This window comes from Wolbachia endosymbiont (group B) of Scrobipalpa ocellatella, assembly GCF_964188425.1.
Lineage (GTDB): Bacteria > Pseudomonadota > Alphaproteobacteria > Rickettsiales > Anaplasmataceae > Wolbachia.
This window is the reverse complement of the sequence record NZ_OZ077190.1, coordinates 718,618-737,796: the sequence shown is the minus strand read 5'-3', so window position 1 is coordinate 737,796 and position 19,179 is coordinate 718,618. Positions and strand designations below refer to the sequence as shown.

11 protein-coding genes are annotated in these 19,179 nt (G+C 34.6%); 6 read left to right on the top strand and 5 right to left on the bottom strand.

The window, feature by feature from the left end:
* Nucleotides 1-149 precede the first annotated feature (149 nt).
* The gene (locus AB3210_RS03405) at nucleotides 150-1,436 is read right to left on the bottom strand and encodes a Na+/H+ antiporter NhaC family protein (protein ID WP_052264662.1); all 1,287 of its coding nucleotides are present in this window, start codon (nucleotides 1,434-1,436) and stop codon (nucleotides 150-152) included.
* 173 nt (nucleotides 1,437-1,609) lie between these two features.
* Between AB3210_RS03405 and AB3210_RS03400 the strand changes: the two genes are divergently transcribed.
* Entirely contained in the window at nucleotides 1,610-3,967 is a 2,358-nt protein-coding gene (locus AB3210_RS03400; RefSeq protein WP_052264661.1) for an ankyrin repeat domain-containing protein, read from the top strand.
* A gap of 108 nt (nucleotides 3,968-4,075) precedes the next feature.
* Nucleotides 4,076-4,999 (top strand): RluA family pseudouridine synthase, encoded by a 924-nt coding sequence (locus AB3210_RS03395; RefSeq protein ID WP_007302901.1) that lies wholly within the window; start codon nucleotides 4,076-4,078, stop codon nucleotides 4,997-4,999.
* Between the two features lie 7 nt (nucleotides 5,000-5,006).
* Here the strand turns inward: AB3210_RS03395 and AB3210_RS03390 are convergent, their stop codons facing one another.
* Nucleotides 5,007-6,269, bottom strand: coding sequence for an MFS transporter (locus tag AB3210_RS03390; RefSeq protein WP_007302900.1), 1,263 nt, complete (start codon nucleotides 6,267-6,269; stop codon nucleotides 5,007-5,009).
* A 177-nt stretch (nucleotides 6,270-6,446) separates the two neighbouring features.
* Between AB3210_RS03390 and AB3210_RS03385 the strand changes: the two genes are divergently transcribed.
* Nucleotides 6,447-7,079 (top strand): glycoside hydrolase family 25 protein, encoded by a 633-nt coding sequence (locus AB3210_RS03385; protein WP_007302899.1) that lies wholly within the window; start codon nucleotides 6,447-6,449, stop codon nucleotides 7,077-7,079.
* Nucleotides 7,080-7,177: 98 nt separating this feature from the next.
* Here AB3210_RS03385 and aspS read toward each other — a convergent pair whose 3' ends face one another.
* Nucleotides 7,178-8,980 carry an aspartate--tRNA ligase gene (gene aspS, locus AB3210_RS03380; protein WP_012481816.1) on the bottom strand — a complete coding sequence of 601 codons (1,803 nt, stop codon included), beginning with the start codon at nucleotides 8,978-8,980 and terminating at the stop codon, nucleotides 7,178-7,180.
* Nucleotides 8,981-9,111: 131 nt separating this feature from the next.
* On the opposite strand from aspS, the gene AB3210_RS03375 reads away from it, so the two are divergent.
* Nucleotides 9,112-10,488, top strand: coding sequence for an ankyrin repeat domain-containing protein (locus AB3210_RS03375; RefSeq protein ID WP_019236533.1), 1,377 nt, complete (start codon nucleotides 9,112-9,114; stop codon nucleotides 10,486-10,488).
* 60 nt (nucleotides 10,489-10,548) lie between these two features.
* On the opposite strand, the gene mutS is transcribed toward AB3210_RS03375, so the two are convergent.
* Nucleotides 10,549-13,050, bottom strand: coding sequence for a DNA mismatch repair protein MutS (mutS, locus tag AB3210_RS03370; RefSeq protein ID WP_052264659.1), 2,502 nt, complete (start codon nucleotides 13,048-13,050; stop codon nucleotides 10,549-10,551).
* A 113-nt stretch (nucleotides 13,051-13,163) separates the two neighbouring features.
* Between mutS and AB3210_RS03365 the strand changes: the two genes are divergently transcribed.
* On the top strand, nucleotides 13,164-15,491 hold the full coding sequence (locus AB3210_RS03365) for an ankyrin repeat domain-containing protein (protein WP_052264658.1): 2,328 nt from the start codon (nucleotides 13,164-13,166) through the stop codon (nucleotides 15,489-15,491).
* A gap of 50 nt (nucleotides 15,492-15,541) precedes the next feature.
* Here the strand turns inward: AB3210_RS03365 and AB3210_RS03360 are convergent, their stop codons facing one another.
* The gene (locus tag AB3210_RS03360) at nucleotides 15,542-17,632 is read right to left on the bottom strand and encodes a heme lyase CcmF/NrfE family subunit (RefSeq protein WP_007302894.1); all 2,091 of its coding nucleotides are present in this window, start codon (nucleotides 17,630-17,632) and stop codon (nucleotides 15,542-15,544) included.
* Nucleotides 17,633-17,778: 146 nt separating this feature from the next.
* On the opposite strand from AB3210_RS03360, the gene AB3210_RS03355 reads away from it, so the two are divergent.
* Nucleotides 17,779-19,020 (top strand): hypothetical protein, encoded by a 1,242-nt coding sequence (locus AB3210_RS03355; protein ID WP_007302893.1) that lies wholly within the window; start codon nucleotides 17,779-17,781, stop codon nucleotides 19,018-19,020.
* Nucleotides 19,021-19,179: the final 159 nt, after the last annotated feature.

Sequence of the window (19,179 nt, the reverse complement as noted above, 5' to 3'; positions counted from 1 at the left end):
GCTCTGCTAATAAGGGGAAAAGAAAACCAAAATCTATTGAGAAAAATGGAACAATTTTGTGAATATATCTATTATCCAAGTAGCTGATGAAAATGGCAACTCGTTTCTTATGGGCACAAAAATGTAATATGAAGAGAAATCTTCGTACATTAAGTTGTAGCCGCGCAACGTCTGCCATTGATGATTATTTCACCTACTGTAACTGCTGCTAAAATAAAGCAGTAATAAACTTGTGTTAACAAAGAAATAGGTGAGACAGAAGCAATGCTACCTGCTAGCAGCAGCTGGGAACCATAAGGCAAAATGCCTTTTGTAACGCAAGCAAAAATGTCTAACAAGTATGCACTACGGTATGACGGAATATTATGCTTTTGCGCGAGCCTTTTTGCAATATCGCCACTTAATAAAATAGCAATGGTATTATTAGCAACTAAAACAGTAAACATAGATGCTATGCCCGCTATTACAAATTCAGCTTTAGTTTTTGTGATATTGCTTTCATCGATAAGTTTGTGTAATGCCTTTTGACCCTGCTTGTACATTATATGACTCAATCCGCCAATAAATAGAGCAAATATCACTATCTCGTTTACTTTTTTGAAACCGTCATATATGTCATGAGAGAGTTGAATGATAGTATAGTCAAAAAAAGCCATCCCTAATACACTAGCAACAATTATATTTATAGTTATTGTTACTAAAGTAGTAACTTCAAATAACCCCATGATTATTAAAGAAATATAAGGAATAATCTTTATTACTGATAAATAATCTAAATTTGATGTAGGAATAATTTTTGTACTATCTGCCATAATTGCCAGATAGACAAGCGTTATAATGCTGGCAACAAATGCTACTTTAGAATTCACTTTAAGTTTATCCTTTATCGTGGCCCCCTGTGAAGAAACAGATGCAATAGTAGTGTCAGATATCATTGAAAGATTATCACCAAATACGGCACCTCCAACTACAGTTGCAGTTCCTATTTCAAGACCAAAAGCCCCATTTTTTGCTAAGTTAACAGCTATTGGTACCATTAATACAACAACTCCCATAGACGTACCAATTGCAGTTGATATAAAAGCGGAAGCCAAAAATACTCCAGGCAGTAGTAATCTTGCTGGAAGGAATTTGAGAATTAAATCAGCAACAGTATCTGCACTACCAATTGATTGAGTCACCACAGAAAATGCTCCAGAAAATAGAAAAGTTAAACACATAGTAAGGGTGTTTTTATCGCCCATACCCTCGATGACAGTATCGATGTGACGTTGAATTTTACCTGCACTGCATGCAACAGCAAAAAATAGCGCCGGTAGTAGGCAAATTACCGGTGAAACTTGGCGAAGCGGATTATCAATTCCAATAAAGAAAAAATAGACACCACTTCCAAGGTATAAGATTAAAAAAATAACCAAAGGAAAAAAAGCTGTCATTTTACTGCCTTAAAAGCTATGATTATAATCAATTAAGTGATTTCAGGCAAGCTTGGTTTTCTGTAAGTTAATAACAGTCCTTTTAGACTCTCAAGTTACGCTATGGAAAATGCGTTGACTATTCTACCATAATATATAGCATCAAAAAATACTCTATAGTATGAGGTAAAGCCATGGTAATGACATATGAACAGTGGAACATAATATTAGGTGTAATTGATCAAGAGGTAAATTTAAGTGAAGACAATGTAATTGAAAGAATAAAAGAGCTATTAAAGGAAGTAAAGATACTAGGGCAAGCAGAAATATTAAGAATGTTAGAAGAGATATCGCATGGATTAGAAGTACCAAGCAAGATTCCAAGAGTACAAGAGACACAAGAGCCATTAAAAAAGAGACTAAAGGTGGTAAATGTACCGCAGACAAAAGAAGAAGCAAAAAAGATACTAAAGGAGTCAAGGGTATCAAATGCTCAACAGATGGTAAAAAGAATGCTAAAAAGGTTAGGTGTACAAGAGACATCAGAAGAATCAAAAGCAGTGGCGCTAGAGGATGTGCTAAATGCACGAAAGATCTCAGAAAAGGTACCAGTGATGCTAGATGTAGGAAAGATATTAGAGACACTAAAGGCACTAAAGAGAGCAAGTAAAAATGTGTATAGAGAGTGGGAGAAAAATAAGTTTGATATAAATCATTGGTTTAAAGTAGATTGTTTGCATGAACGCTTTTCATACACGTTATTGTATTTAGCTATTGATTTTAAGCTGAACAATTTAATAAATGCTATGCTTAAAGTAAAAGGAATCGATATTAATGCACCAAGTCCGTTTTCCGAATGGACTGCTTTACATTGGGCTGTTGAAGATAGGAACACAGAAGTAGCACGCAAGCTAATAGAAAAAGGGGCAAATGTTAATCAGTTGGATTCATCTCAACGAACTACTTTATATCAGCCAGCTGTAAATGGCGATATAGAAATAACAAAAATCTTAGTAAAAAATAATGCAGATGTTAATGCAGAGGATCTAGCGAGATTGACTGCTTTATATAAGGCTGCCGATAATGGCCATGAAGAAGTAGCAAAGTACTTAATGGAGAATGGAGCAGATGTTAAGAAGAATGGAGCGCTTAAACTTACTCCTTTACATATTGCTGTTGCAAATGTTGATGAAGCAATGGTGAATTGTATAATAAAAAATGATAAGAATATTGTTGAAAATATTGAGATAGTAGATGTATTTGGATGGAGTCCTTTATATTGGGCTGCTGCAAAGAATAATACATTAATATTAGAGATCCTATTACAGGCCACATCACGATATAGAGCAAGTGTTGATATAGAGGATAAGTTAATTGGGCGATCTCCCTTACATATTGCTGCTACGAATGATAATGTGGAAGCAGTAGAGCTCTTAATAAACTATGAAGCAAATGTTAACCATAAGGATGCATGGGGATGGACTCCTTTTAATTGTGCTGCCGCAAAAGGCAATAGAAAAGTAATGAATTATCTAATAGCCCATGGAGCAAGTATTGAGACAAATGATCCACAGAAAATATTACTTTCTATTTGTCCATATAATTATCTAGAAGCAGTAACTACTATAACACAACTTGGAATATGGAAGGATGTGATGAAATTGATGGTAGCTGAGTTTTTACGTTGTGCTGCCGGACATGGTGATACACTAATGGTACATGCTCTATTAGAATCTGGAATAAATGCTAATGCACGTGACGATTTAGAATCAACTGCTTTACATAAAGCTGCCAAAGGTGGCCATGCGGAAGTAGTAAGGACCTTAATTTTATATGGAGCAAATGTTAATGCACAGGATAGCTCAGGGCAATCTCCTTTAGCTTATGCTTTCGAACATAGACACTGGATAGTAGTAATGACTTTACTATGTTATGGCGCAAGTACTTTATTGCCTGATCACTGTGGTGAAACTGTAAGAGATTTAGCTGAACATCAAGGCATAAGTAATCTTCTAGTGGAAGCAGAACAAAGAGCACTAGATATACTTACGCGGCTTAACTTAGAATCAAGTATACTCAGAAACAAAAAATTAATGACAGTGCAACACATAGAATCACATATGTTGAGAGAAATAGAATCACATAATCTATCTATCAGCTTTGAACGTATGATAAGAGATCAAGCTAATCAAATTGAACAATTACAGTATAACGCTAAACTTAATGAAAAAGGAGTAGCATTTATAACTGACCACATTAAATGTGTGCAGTTAGAGACTAACACTAAAGCGTGTTCAGCTGAAATGGATGGAGTAAAAGAACAAATATTACATAGTCCTTGCAGGTGGTCATATCGCACTAAAAATGTTAATGTCAGAAGAGTAACATCTTTAGCTAACGGCATTGAGTGTATGAAGTTAGGGCCTAACACTGAAGCGTGTCAAGGCCCTAGTACTAAAGAGCCTAATACTCACCTCTCTATGATCGAGAAACTATCATTGTTACCACTTTACTCAGCTGTAGGAAAATATGAAGCCGTTATAAATAGTTAAATAATCCTCTAAATTCCAGCACGTAGCACTCGATGCAAGTAGCTGAAACTGAGAAGTACATTAGGTATGTTAGATTTTAGTTTACACAATAAAATTTTTATAAGTAAGATGTCAGAAGGTATCAAAACCATATTAGTAGAAGACAATAATGTTAGGCTCGATAGGTACATTAGAAGAATTTTTCCCAATTTGAAACAATCTGCAATTGAGAAGTCTTTAAGGAAAGGATTAATCAAGGTTGATAATTGCACGGCAAAATCCAGCGATAGGGTAAGCTCTGGGCAAACTATAATGATAAGATACTTAGACTATATTGAGAACACTAATTCTGACTGCAAATATAATGAAAAGTTAGTGAATCTACTAAGAGAGAACATATTATATGAAGACGAATATATACTAGCTATAAACAAACCCGCAGGGGTCATTGTTCAAGGCGGCATAAAGGTAAAAATTAGCATTAGTGATTTACTTGACCAAATAAGAGAGAGAGAAATATTTAAAATTGTTCACAGGCTGGATAGGGATACAAGCGGAGTAATAATATTCGCACGCAATGCCAGCGTTGCCAAATACCTTATGGAAGAATTTAAAGGACGGAGGATAAAAAAAACTTACCTAGCATTAACTTTTGGTATACCGAGCAAAGATAATGGAACAATAGACTATCCGTTGGTGAAAAAATATATTTCAGGGCAAGAAAAAGTAGTCGTTGATGAAGATTCACCTCAAAATGCCACTACGCATTTTTTAATTATAGCAAGGTTAAAACATAATGTTGCTTATTTAAAATTACAACCAATTACTGGCAGAACTCATCAATTACGTGCACATTTAGCTCATATAAATTGTCCTATTCTTGGTGACGGTAAATATGGCGGTAAAAAAGCTTTTATTGATGGAGTAGCAAATCAGATTCACCTACATTCATATTCTTTGTCTTTAAAATTGCCAAATAATAAAGAAGTCACTATTACTGCTCCTGTCCCTAAACATATCGAAAAATCTATTGAAGCGCTATCTTTTGACTAAAGCGATTTCACCAATCAATTTTTTTGTCTTTGGCTTTAATTTGAAGTACAGATATTAGGCTAATCAATGCACAAACAGTAAGGTAAATCCCTGCGGCAAGTTTTGTTTCGGTTTTTTCTATAAGCCACATGCATATCGATGGAGAAAGGCCGCCAAAAATACCTGCAGATATGTTATGTGCGAGGCTAAAGCCGGTGCACCTAACTTTTGTTGGAAATAACTCGCAGGCAAGAGAATTATATATTCCAAAAGATGCACCTATCGGCACACTTATCAACAGAAAAGAGAGCGTGACAATATAGTGGTTATCATTTGATAATAGCGAAAGTACCGGCAAACCGGCGCAAGCTAGAGCTACTAATGTAGGAATCATTACATTTTTTCTTCCAACTTTATCAGACAGTATTGCAAATAGCACTGCGGACGTTCCAAATGTAATTTCAACTATAATCCTTACTACATTTTTAATATCAATACCTGACAGAGTAAGCGCTTTTACAGATATGTTATAAAACATTATTACCGAATAAACGATTGCATTTTGAGCGATACCAAGCCCAATTGCTAATATAAATGCTTTTTTGTAGGTTTTGATTAATTCTAAAAATGGAGAATCAGATAAGCTTCTATTTTGATCATGAATTTTATATGCTAAGCTCTCTTCCATTATATATCTTGTTAAAAAGCCTATTATGCCCATAATGAAGCAGAAATAGAAGGGCAACCTCCAGCCCCAAATTTCATAATTTTCACCTGTAAACTTTTTGCAAATAGCTATCATTACAAAGCATGTGATAGAACCGAGAGCACCACTAAACGCTTTCATGCTCCCTAAGAATCCTAGATTTTTTTTATCGCTTGAATGCTCTATTAAAAAAGCAGAGTTAACACTTGTTTCTCCACCTGCTGCCATTCCTTGTACTATCCTACAAAACAGAAGCAGTATAGGAGAAAATATTCCTATTTCTCTAAAGCTAGGTATAACCGCAATTGCAGTAGACGATATCGAAGCTAATATTACGGAAGTCAGTAAAATTTTCCTCCTGCCATACTTATCTCCAATGTAACCAAAAATAAACGCACCAAGTGGTCTAAATCCAAAGCCAATTGCAAAACTGCCAAGGAATTTGATTTTTTTTATGTAGTCGCTTTCTGATGAAAAAAAAACGTCACTTATTATATGCGTCAAAACTCCAAACAGAGTTATTTCATACCATATAATCATATTGCAGATTATACTTGATAGTATTGCTTTTTGAATATCGCTCATAATTTTTAACTCACTATAATTTAACTTACTAATAACAAGTATTTTTGTCTATAGATTGTAGTTTAGAACTTTGTAACTGTTTTAGTATAAAATTGTTTACAATATGCTCACAAGATATTCATTAAATTTTCACTATTATATTCTATATTCAACATTTATTGTAATTATGAGGTTAGTATGAGTGAAAAAGGTATAGACGTATCTCATTGGAATGGAGAGATTGATTGGTTGAAAGTTGCAAAGGATGAGGTAAGGTTTGCATTTGCCAAAGCAACTGAGGGAGAAACTTTTCAAGACACTAAATTTGGACAAAATTTTCAAAGTATGAAAGATAATAATGTGCAAGCTGGGGCATATCACGTATTTAGGATGACCTCAACACCTGAAGGTCAGTTGAATAACATAGTTAACGAACTTAAAAAAGCTAATTTTGAGCCAGGTACAAATAAGTTAGCTGTTAGTGCTACAACTGGTATTTGCGAAGGAAGAACAACAAAATGTGATGATCCTACAAAACACACTAACACACAGAGAGCCGAAAAACTTCATTCTTTATTGACTCAATTGAATGAAAAAGGATACAGTCCAATTGTATATGCTTCACCAAAAACGTGGAATGATTACTATACACAAGAAGAACATAATTTTTCTCACTACCCATTATGGGTTGCTGATTGGAGAGGAAGATCGGAGCCTGAATTACCTAAAGATTGGAAGGATGCGGGTAAAAACTATACTTATTGGAATTACACCTCTCAAGGAGAAGTAAACGGAATAGAGGGCCAAGTCCCGCTAGACCAAACTTTTTGATATCCTAAAACTATAAAGTAGTGCTAGGGCCTAGCACTACTTTAACAGAATTCAATATTCTTGTTTTTTCCCCACCTAAACTCAAGTTATATACAACTTTATTCAACAACCTTTAAAGACAACTCACGTAAATGCTTATCATCTACTTTAGAAGGAGCGCCCATTAGAACATCTTCTCCTTGCTGATTCATAGGAAAACAGATTACTTCACGAATATTCGGCTCATCTGCAAGTAGCATAACCATTCTATCAACCCCTGGCGCTATTCCACCATGAGGTGGCGCTCCAAACCTGAATGCACGCACAAGCGCGCCAAATTTTGTATCAACTTCCTCTTTACTGTAGCCTGCAATGGCAAAAGCTCTGTACATAATATTCAGTTTGTTATTACGAATTGCTCCACTTGACAGCTCTATTCCATTGCAAACAAGATCATATTGGTAAGCAAGGATATCCAGCGGATCTTTTTCTTCTAAATCTTTCAAGCCACCATGTGGCATAGAGAATGGGTTGTGAAAGAAATCTATTTTTTTGCTCTTATCGTCATATACAAAATATGGAAAATCAATAATCCAACAGAATTTGAAGATATCGTCATCTATTAATCCCAATTCTGAACCTAAAAGAGTGCGCACTTTCCCTGCAATTGTTGCTGCTTCATTTTCCTTATCAGAAGCAAAAAATACACTATCTCCGGGCTTTACATTCGTTATTTCTTTTATGGAATTTAGCCTATTGTCATCGAGGAATTTAGCAATTGGCCCTTTTGCGATGCCATCTTTATCAAACGTTATATATCCAAGACCTTTAGCACCGAATTCTTTTTGTGCATGTTCTATTTTTTTATCAAAAAAACTGCGTGGTTCCTCTGCTGTTTTAGGAGCAGGGATGGCTCTGACTACCATACCTCGCTCGATATTGCTTTTGAAAATATTGAACTCTGAATCACGGAAAATCTCTGTAACATCGCTGATTAATAATGGATTACGCAGATCTGGCTTATCAGATCCATATTTGAGCATTGCTTCTTTGTATGTAATACGTGGAAAATCTTTATCAACTGATTTGCGAGAAAATTTGGCAAACACTTTATATAAGGTAGATTCAATAACCTGAAATATATCTTCTTGAGTTACAAAAGACATTTCAAGATCTAGCTGATAAAACTCCCCAGGAGAACGGTCAGCCCTTGCGTCCTCATCACGAAAACAAGGTGCAATTTGAAAATATTTATCAAACCCTGAAACCATAAGCAACTGCTTAAAAATCTGTGGAGCTTGTGGTAATGCATAGAATTTACCAGGATTTAGTCTGCTTGGCACTAAATAATCACGTGCTCCTTCAGGAGAAGAGGCAGTAAGTATGGGAGTTTGAATATCTAAGAATCCTTGCTCTATCATGAGCCTCCTGAGCTCTGAAATGATCTGTGAACGTAGAATAATGTTATTACGAACCTTTTCACGTCTTAAATCAAGAAAACGATATTTAAATCTCATGTTTTCTGGGTATTCTTGCTCACCGGCGATACTTGCTAATATACTCCTTTCTTCTTTTGCTATTTCTTCATCACAGTGGAACTCAACTTCAGATTCAACTTGTAAATTACTAACTATAACTTCAATTTCTCCTGTGGAAATAGAGCTATTTACCGTATCTTCAGTTCTAGCTTTGACTATTCCTGTGACAGTAATCACACTTTCTGATTTTAAATTCGAAATTTCATCAAAAAAATCTTTATCGTTATTGAATACCAACTGAGTAATCCCATGAAAATCTCTTAAATCAACAAAGATTAGGTTACCATGGTCACGTTTACGGTACAGCCACCCAGAGAGAGTAACTTCCTTTTCTACATCATTCTTCCTTAATTCATTACACTCGTGAGTTTTATAACAGTTCATTTAATTGAAATTTCTAGAATACAAAAAGATTATAAAATAAATTAACCTTTGGGCAAGATAATATCTAAAGATCCTTTACAAGCAATTCTGATTTAGATATACTTTTTTATTATGTGTGTTGAGGTGTATTTATGAACCCTGAAGAATTAAAAGAAATTTTAGCTAAAAAAGAGAGGGTGAATGCTGTAATAAAAGATCTTGTTGATACTGTCACCAAAAATGATTTAGAAAAAGTAAAGTCAATTTTTGAGGAAAATAGTTCCATTATTCGAGATGTTGTCACTGAGGTTAATTCCCAAAGCGGTACAAATTTATTAAAGTGTTCTACTAATAACAAAATGGCCGAATATCTAATAGAAAAGGGTATAAGCTTTAGCGCTGCAGTCACAAAGGCAGTTAAAAGAAGAGATTTAGAGTCAGTAAAATCAATCTGTCAGATTAACAGCTTAATAGCTAAAGATGAGTTATCGCAAAATCCTGAGCCACTAGAATCTGCAACTTATGATCACAAATTTAATGATAAAATTGCAAGGTATTTGATTGAACAAGGTGCAAATCCTAATGCAACTGATCATCTTGGTCGTTACTTACTTCATCTGCAAACTGCACAAGGCAATTTCGAAGGAGCTAAGGCTTTAATAGAAAACGGTGCGGATGTTAACTTAATAAATCAAGAGGTAAAAAGCTATCAGAACTTAATTATTGGTGGTAGTGCGTTAAAGGGTCAAACTGCGTTGAATTTTGCAATTAGAATATATTACAGACATAAAGACATAGACGATCAAAAATCTGATAAAACCTTAAAATTTATAAGTTATTTAATAGAACACAAAGCAAACTTAAATATCAAAGATTGTAATGAGATGGTCCCTTTAGATATTGCTATATTTCATAATTCTCCAAAGATAGTAGAATTATTGATAAAAGCTGGTGCTGATCTTAATGTTGGAAGGAAAAAAGCAGAAGGTGTTTTAAAGTATGCAATTACTGAAGGGCATATAGATATAGGGAAAGCTACAATTCAATATATTTTGGAACATGACTCACACTGGTTAACAACTTCAAATAAACCAGATCTTCTCAATGACCAACAAGAGTTATCAAACTATTGGGATGAATATAAAGCTCAAGTTAAAGAGCTTCATGATATAGTGGAAGATAGAATTGACTTGACTGGTGACGGCTCTACCCGTCCTATAATGAGAACAGTGAGTGGCTTTTTAGATCATGAAAGTAGAAAAAATCTAGTAAAATCATCATTTATATCTAGTGCTGAGGCACCAGAAAATTTTTGTCCGAGAAAGCTGGCTGTTATAAGTGTAGCTGCAATAACTTGCGCTTTAGCATTATATTTTCTTGCTCCATTAATCATTGGGTCTTCTGCTGGAATTGGTACTCAACTAGCATTAGGAGCTGTAGGTGCAGTTGTAGGTGGTGGAATTGGAATCTTGACTAATGTGGCAATCGATCAATGCTACGTTAATTCAGTTACTCAGAAAGCTGACTAAAATTAAAGCGCCATAGATTGCTAAAATCCATAATTGTGGAGTAATATAATGTTACTTTCCTCAAGCCTTTAGCTCCTCAAATACTTCTCTTGCTCTGTTTAAAACAGAATCAGGAAAACCAGCAAGTTTTGCTACATGTATTCCATATGACTCATCTGCAATGCCTTCAATTACTTCATGTAAAAAGATGACTTCTCCTTTCCATTCTTTTATTTTCATACAAAAACATTTCACATTTTCTAAGTATTCACCTACTTTAGTCAATTCATGATAATGAGTTGCAAAAATGGCGCGGCACTTATTTACATTGTGAATATGTTCAATCACTGCCTGTGCAATAGATAATCCATCATACACCCCTGTGCCCCTACCAATTTCATCAAGTATCACCAAGGAACGGTCCGTTGCCTGATTTACTATCGTTGCTGTTTCGATCATCTCTACCATGAAGGTAGAATAACCAGCTGTTATATTATCCGTTGCGCCAACCCTGCTGAATATCTTGTCAATCACTCCTACATGCGCACTCTCTGCTGGCACAAATGACCCCATGTGAGCTAAAACTGCAATGAGAGCGTTTTGCCTCAAGAAAGTGCTTTTTCCAGCCATATTAGGACCAGTAATTAGATGTATACCAGCTAAATTGATGCTATTTGCAATGAATTTATCGTTAACTTCAACCACTGGGTGTCTTCCGCTACAGATATTGAACTCTTTGCTGTCATCAATAATGGGTTTTACGTAATTATTTTGCACTGCAAGCTCTGCAAATGCGGTTCTAATATCAAGTTTTGCCAAAGCATTTGCAGCAAGAGCAATTTTTTCAGATTCTTTAGCGACTTCACTACACAGTTCACTAAAAATTTTCATTTCTAAGCCGATTGCAGCATCACGTGCCGTAAGAATTTTATTTTCTAGTTCTTTCAATTCATTAGTAGTGTAGCGCATGCTATTTGCTAAGCTTTGTCTATGAATAAATATATCCGAAGTTATTTTGTGATTTGCCGACACTTCAACGTAATAACCAAGTATATTGTTGTGTAATATTTTGAGTGCAGCAATGCCAGTTAGGTCGCGATAAGATTCACGGAGCTTAGTTACCAACTTGTTACTGTTGTTCAATATATAAGATAACTCAGATAATTCTGAGTTGTATTTTGGATTGATAAATCCTCCTTCTTTTACGGAACTGAGGTTGTTATCAAGTATAGCGCTGTTTAGAAGCTCGAATAGATCTTTATGATTACCAAGACTTTTATGTATTGTGCTTAGTTCACTCTCGTCACTACTTATCACCTGAACTGGTTCCTTTTCTCTGGTCAAGCACTGGAATGACATCTGAGAGTTAATTTCTGATTTTTCACTTAAACAATAATTATGCAAGGTAGACAGAAACTCAGACAATTCTAAAGTCTTTCCTAGGCCTATTTTCAATAGGTTCATATCCTTTGGTGAACCACGCCCTAGTATTAAGCGCGATAAAGACCTTTCAATATCCGGAATGTTAGATAATATCTCTCGTATTTTTCTGCGTGAATCATGATTATTTACAAAAAATTGAGCGGTGCTGAGCCTCAAATTAATTGCCTTAGAGCAAGCAAGGGGTGAAGCGAGCATTTGTTTGAGCAGGCGTCCACCAGAAGCTGTAACTGTATGATCAATAACTGAAATTAGTGAACCTTTCTTTTCACCAAATTGAGTTGAAAACAACTCAAGATTTCTCCTTGCTGAAGCATCAATAAGCATGAAATTTTGTTGCTTATAGGTTTTTGGGAATTCAAGCCTTGGAATGGAGCCCCTTTGCGTTACTCTGACATATTCAAGCAGTGCACCACACGCCATGATTTCTACTTTGCTGAAATTTCCTATACTCCCAAGTTCCCTGATTTTATAAAACTCGCATAATGTTCTGTGAGATTTACTATACTCAAAAAAGCTCTGTGCGTGTTGCGTAATTGATATTTTATAATTTTTTAAAATCGATCTAATTTTTTCATCCTCAGTGAATTTTTCAGAAATTAATAATTCTCTTGGTGATATACGCAATAAATCACTATCTAGAGCTTTCAAACTCGTTAAAGTGTGAAAAAATTTTCCCGTCGATAATTCAAGCCAACTAATAGCATATTCGTCATTTTGTTCAACTATGGATGCGAGATAATTATTGCTTTTATCCTCCAGTAGTGAATCTTCTATAATTGTACCTGGAGTTACAACTCGCACTACATCACGCTTTACTATGGATTTATAGCCCCTCTTTTTTGCTTCATCAGCAGTTTCTAATTGGTCACAGATTGCTACTTTGAATCCTAAATCTATTAGCTTGTGTAGGTAAGATTCGCTACTGTGTGCTGGCACTCCACACATTGGTATTTCTTGCCCATTTGAATTGCCCCTCTTGGTTAGCACTATATTCAGCAATTTCGCAGCTTTAATAGCATCATCGAAAAACAATTCATAAAAATCGCCCAGTCTATAAAACAATAGATGATCCGTGTATTGAGCTTTCAAATTTAAATATTGCTCCATTACAGGGGTATTTTTTTCTCTTATTAAGTTCATAACATTTTTAAATATGTTAGCAGCAAACCACTTACTCTGGTGTTGGTTATTTTATTATGGATCAATAATTTTTTTTAGCTATAGTACAAAAACAAATAGTTTGAGGTAGAATTATGAAATATGAACGGTTGTTAAAAATATTAAGGACAATAAGTGACTTAAATGAGAACAATATAATCGAAAGGGTAAAAGAGGAATTGGAAAAAGAAGATCCAGACACGTATAAAAAGTGGCAAGATAATGGATTTAACATAAATTATACATTCGATGATCAAAGTACATTGTTACATATAGCTGCTAGAAATGATCTTGTAAAGATAGCAGAGCTTTTAATAAAAAAAGGGGGTAATGTTAATACAGCAGATCAAGATGGATGGAATACTTTACACTTTGCTGCTGCAAGTAGCAGTATAGGAGTGGTAGAGATTCTCATAGCAAACGGGGTTAATGTTAATGTAGCAGATCAAAATGGGTTTACTCCTTTGCATTGTGCTGCTCACAATGAAAATAAAGAGATAGTAGAACTCATATTAGACAAGGGGGCTAATGTTGATGCAGTAAATCAAAATGGGTGTACTCCTCTGCATTGTGCTACTATCAATGGACATGAAGAAATAGTAGAACTCCTATTAGAGAAAAGGGCTAATGTTGACGTAGCGGATGAATACGGGCGTACTCCGTTATGCTGGGCTATTAGAAATGGCTATTCAGAAATAGCAAGAATTCTACTTGAAAACAAAGCAGATCCTTTATTGGGACATAAAAGTTTTAACACATTAAAGCTTTTGATTGAATTAATAAAAAATGATTTTAAGCACTCTAAGAAAGCAGAAGAAACACAGCAACAAGAAGATGATGAATATGAATTGATTAAATACTCGTTGCTACTTCGCAATGACTGCTCCTTAACGGATGTTGTCGAAAGAAGTGCATTTGGCAAGCTGATATCTACGTGGCTTGTTGACATGTCCAACTTAACAGAGAGTCAGAAGGAATTGAATAAAAAATTCTTAAGTACTTTTAAAGACTTTCCACATGTTACTTATAAGGATTATAAGAACGATGTTGAAAAAATTAAAAAATTTTTACTAGATCATAAAAGTAATCAAGATCTAAAAACCATTCTCAACCTTAAAAGAGGAGAATCTAAACTGACAATACTGCATATTCTATCAAGTATGGAATGTAGCAATTCAGAAGAATGCATAGATTTACTGTTGAATTCAGGTGCTGATCCTAATGAAAAGGACGACACAGGAAGGACGCCTTTGCATTATGCTACTCGTTCTGGTCATTGTGATACAATTATCAAATTGCTTCTAAGGAAAGGAGCTAATCTTGATATAAAGGATAAAAAAGGTAAAACCCCAATAGAATTTGCAGTTAATAACCCCCACCTTAATATTAAAGAGTGCTTTTTAACTGATGATGTTATTTATGGAACTTTTCGTAAAAAAACACAAGCTGACTATAATGGAAAAAAGTATTTGCGCAAAAGTGTAAATCTATGGGGGAATGATTTTCTACTAGATGAGCAAGATCCAGATAAATATTTTTGTAAATTAGATGAAGTTCAAGACATAAATCAGCTAGAACAGGTTGTAAATGAAGCTATAAAATCTAGGGTAAGGTTCAATCTTACTTGTGAGGGAAATATATATGAAAATACTTATGAGAATAAGTATAATTTTACAGATTATGTAATAAGAAGAATTAGTGAATTAAAGATTTTTCAAGTTGAAAGGGACATAGAAGTTGCTAGTCGCATAGTATGTAATTTGGTAAAAAGAGGTGCAGTACTTGAAACTCTAAGTAGTATAATTGTAATTGATAAACTAGAGAAGTTTAAAGACCACAAAGCTAATCTGAAAGAAGCACGTAAAAGCTATATACATTATTCTCTAAGGTTTTTGGAAGCTGCAAAAAACGCAACTACTGGTAAGGTAAAAGAGGCAAAAATGGACAACTTCACTTTCTGCTTGAAATACTCAAAGAATAGTATAGTCGAGGTTGCAAAAATCATAAATGGAACAGATGAAAGCACAGAATTTCGAAGAGACGTGATAGCAATCGGTGAAAGCGAGATAGAAATTTTAACGGAAGGTGGGGTAAGAAATTATACTGACCTTATAGGTAATATAGTACTGACTTTTCATACTGATTTGGGAAAAGTAGATGCTAGATTGTATTCTGATGTGCAAGATGAAGGAAAAATTATAGTAGAAGTGAGTAACAAGGAGGAAATATTGGAAAAGTTTAAAAATTATAAAGAAGAGTTAGGTGAGAACTGCTTGCTTGGTGGTTCTTCTGTCTACGACGCTATTAAGCAGGGATATTTTAAAAGGCCTGAGGAAGTAGATTCCATATATCATGTAAGTTCTTCATTAGAAAATATATCTTTATTTCCTATTGTACAACAGAACACAGAGAAAATTCGCTAGCGAGGTTAGTGTTGCTTAGCTTAAGTTTAAATTGCCAAAAAATGCAAACTTTATGATACTGAAGGAACTACTTTTTTGGTAGAAGGCAAAGCAGCAAGGAGCGAGCCAAAAGCGATAAGAAAGGATCCTAGCCAGATTATAGACATTCCAGGTTTATAGTGCACTTTAGCTGCGATTTTGCTCTTACTCTTATCAATCTCTCCAATTACAACATAAATATCAGAAAATAAATTGTGGTAGATACTGCTTTCAACATTTTTCTGACCTTCCGCAAGGTAAAATCTATATTCAGGAGTTACTTCACCTAATATCTTATTATTCAGCAAATTCCTGATATCCATTGTACCCCTCACTGCATGGAAATTTTTTTCTTTTATTAGCTCAATATTTCGTAAAGTAACTTTAAATTTATTGACTGTTATGCTGTCTCCTATTCCCAAGTAGTTTTCTTTTTTCTCCTGCCAACCAACGGAATAAGATATACCAAGCACTAGAATTGCCACTCCAGCATGAGCAAGCATCATTCCATAGTAGGACTTAGAAACTCTTCTTGCTAATAAAATTGATTCACCAAATGCTACCTTAAATAAACAAATTCTTTTACTATATGCTTCTAAAACAAAGATTAATAATGCTATGGAGATGGTAATTGATAGCACAATCATTAGCTCCATGTGAAAGATAAACGGCAAAATAGCTGCAGCACTACAAAATGAAAATCTATATTCACGGAATATTGGCAATAGACTATTTCCCTGCCAACTGCAGTATTGCCCTATCATGGTGAGTACTAGAATAGCTAGTGCAATAGAGTTAAATAAAGAATTGTAATATGGTGCTCCAACTGAAATTAATTCACCGGTTAAATACTCAAGCACTGTAGGGTATAAAGTGCCAACGAACACGATGAAAAAGGCAGTGATGAATAATAAATTGTTCATCAGCATCATCGTAAGGCGTGAAAAGAATCTTCTACCTTCTGTCACTTGAGTAGCAGATTTCTTTTCAGATTCCAATATCGAATACTGGAAAGATGTGTGATTCTTTCTCGTAAACACTACAAATATTACTAAGCTACTGACTGTAATTACACCAAGTAGAGCTAATATATACAGTCCATATCTTGGGTCATCTGCAAACGTGTGCACTGAGGTAAGTATTCCTGAGCGGACTAGAAATGTTCCAGTCACACTCAATATAAAAGTTGTAAGCGTAAGTAAAATAGCGAAATTCCTTAAAGTATTGAAATTTCGTACAACGAGCAACAAATGTGTCAGCGCCACTGCAATTAGCCAAGGCATCAAAGAAACGTTTTCCACTGGATCCCAGAACCAAAATCCACCCCAACCGAGTTCACGATATGCCCACCAGCTACCCAAGCTGATGCCCAAAGTGAGCAGCGACCAAGAAATAAGTACCCAAGGCCTGACAATTTTAGCCCAAACATTTCCTTCAGTATTTAAAATTAATCCAGCTATAGAGAGCGAAAAAGGAATGCTAAATCCAAGGTACCCCAAATATAATACCGGTGGATGAATAGCAAGGCCTATATCCTGCAATATCGGATTAAAACCCAGTCCATCTGTTTCAATGCCTGGCATTTTAGTGAAGGGGCTGGATTCAAGTAAAGTGAACAGTAAAAAACAAAAGCAAATCAAGCCTTGGGTGATAAGAGATATTTTTTTTAATTTACTACCATTAGTTCGTTCTGGTGTCATGCAAGTAGCTGACACTGGAATCCAGTTTTTATTACACTGCCATTTGATGTACTCATTTGCAATTAAATTGTCTGGATCCAAGTAGTCAAGCACTGGGATGACAGAAGGTATATAAATATCCATTAGTAATAAATACATGACAAGCACTAAGGTCCAAAGCAACATAGACCCTTCTTTATTTCCCCAAACACCACAAATCTTATAGATTAAAGGTTTTGTTGTGTGTGAGTGGTAATATACGTTTTCAAGTGAGAAATCATTTTTAATGTGGCAGTAGATCAAAATAGCCATTGATGCTGACACACAAAAAAATATGGCAGAGGAGACGAATCGGTAAGAACTAAACGGTAGAAACAAATACGTTAAAGATAACAAACAGGCTACCAATAACAATATATTCCCAAATTCAGGCATAAGATTCATATAATGATATTACTAATAATAAATTGGGAGTTAAAGTTTTAATATAGGAACAAAGTTAATCTTCAATTATATTAATAGTAAGTAAAAATTAAGCATTAAGCTTTTATACTTTATATTATATAACATTAATATTGTGAGGTAATATTATGGGCACAACTAAGATTAGTGAATTTCTATTCAATATAAAAGGTAAAGTGGCAAAACAACATGCTGAACCAATAATTGAAAAAAATCTCTATACTATTTTAGGATTCAAAGATGTAGAAGATTTAGAACATAAGACAAGTAAGTCCGTTAACAAAAAAATTTGGCAGCTATTTATTGATTGCTTTACAAAGGAAATAGATTATGTAGCAACTAAGCAAGTTGTAAAAAACGTTGTTTGTAATATTGCCAAAAGTGCCCAAGGCAATGCTTTTACTGAAGCTGAAAGCTTAATCTTAAACGAAAAACAAGATAATAAAAAGAGAGAAAGAGCGATTAAAAAAGCTACTAGTATTTTAAAAAAAATCAATCCAGAAAAAGCCTTCAATGAACTTTCAGTAATAAAAAAACAAGCCGAAGATTTTTTACAAACCGATTTTTATAAGGCGCAGAGCAAACCACTGCCAGGATTTGCTACATCTGGTGCACAGCTTTTTGCGGAAACTTTGAAATATATAGAAACACTAGAAAAATTATCAGAAGTTAAAAAGGAAGATTTAACTAAGAGTTTCCTATTAAATTATATTAGTTCACTGAACAAAAAGTATCCTAAATCACAAGGTAAAAGGGAAGATGCTATACGAATACTATCAAGCGATGAGTTGAAGAATTTTTATAATAAAGGTGTAGAGGAAGGAATACTACAACCGCTGGTATCATATAAAGAATGCAGAAATCTGTATGATAAAATGAGCCAAACAAAGGATGAATGTATAATCAAAAAAGAAGAACATGAGAAAGCAAGTAAGTCAATAACCAGTATAATTAGTGACATAAAAAAATGTAGAGAAGCAGTCCTTAGTTGCAAAAATTTTCAGAGCTCCTACATAAAGGAAAAAGCAGAACACCCATTTAGAGGCACCTCATGTCAAAAAATGATTGATATATATCAAGAGAGAATTGCTGGATATCAGGAAAAAATTCGTCAAAACCTAAACCAAATAAGAGCAATATTAAAAGATACGCCGCAAGATGTGGAAAAATTTAAGGAAATAATCAATTGTGTGCATGAAGCAGAGCAGTATGATGAAATTTTTGATTCGGCTTTAATTTGTTTATCGAACATACAGAATAAGCTAGATATTCAACCAGAAAATCCCCTAACAGAACTCAGAGCTTCACAAATCAACGTTGAAATTGAGCTAACTAGGCTCTGTGAACAAAATATTAGAGTAAGCATGTGAGTGCTTCAACAAAATTCAAAAAACCAATAAAGACCTCATAAGTCTTATCAAAATAGGAGATTTCTAATAGTGGCAAATACCATGTATTTCTTTCAATTTGCCACTACCTAAATCACACATTGTCTTCCAGAAGGAAAATTTTTGTTCCACTGGCAACCA

Coding starts and splice junctions, on each gene's coding strand:
- AB3210_RS03365 (WP_052264658.1), top strand. CDS start 13,164: ATGAAATATGAACGGTTGTTAAAAATATTAAGGACAATAAGTGACTTA.
- mutS (WP_052264659.1), bottom strand. CDS start 13,050: ATGAACTTAATAAGAGAAAAAAATACCCCTGTAATGGAGCAATATTTA.
- AB3210_RS03390 (WP_007302900.1), bottom strand. CDS start 6,269: ATGAGCGATATTCAAAAAGCAATACTATCAAGTATAATCTGCAATATG.
- aspS (WP_012481816.1), bottom strand. CDS start 8,980: ATGAACTGTTATAAAACTCACGAGTGTAATGAATTAAGGAAGAATGAT.
- AB3210_RS03355 (WP_007302893.1), top strand. CDS start 17,779: ATGGGCACAACTAAGATTAGTGAATTTCTATTCAATATAAAAGGTAAA.
- AB3210_RS03385 (WP_007302899.1), top strand. CDS start 6,447: ATGAGTGAAAAAGGTATAGACGTATCTCATTGGAATGGAGAGATTGAT.
- AB3210_RS03395 (WP_007302901.1), top strand. CDS start 4,076: ATGTCAGAAGGTATCAAAACCATATTAGTAGAAGACAATAATGTTAGG.
- AB3210_RS03360 (WP_007302894.1), bottom strand. CDS start 17,632: ATGAATCTTATGCCTGAATTTGGGAATATATTGTTATTGGTAGCCTGT.
- AB3210_RS03375 (WP_019236533.1), top strand. CDS start 9,112: ATGAACCCTGAAGAATTAAAAGAAATTTTAGCTAAAAAAGAGAGGGTG.
- AB3210_RS03405 (WP_052264662.1), bottom strand. CDS start 1,436: ATGACAGCTTTTTTTCCTTTGGTTATTTTTTTAATCTTATACCTTGGA.
- AB3210_RS03400 (WP_052264661.1), top strand. CDS start 1,610: ATGGTAATGACATATGAACAGTGGAACATAATATTAGGTGTAATTGAT.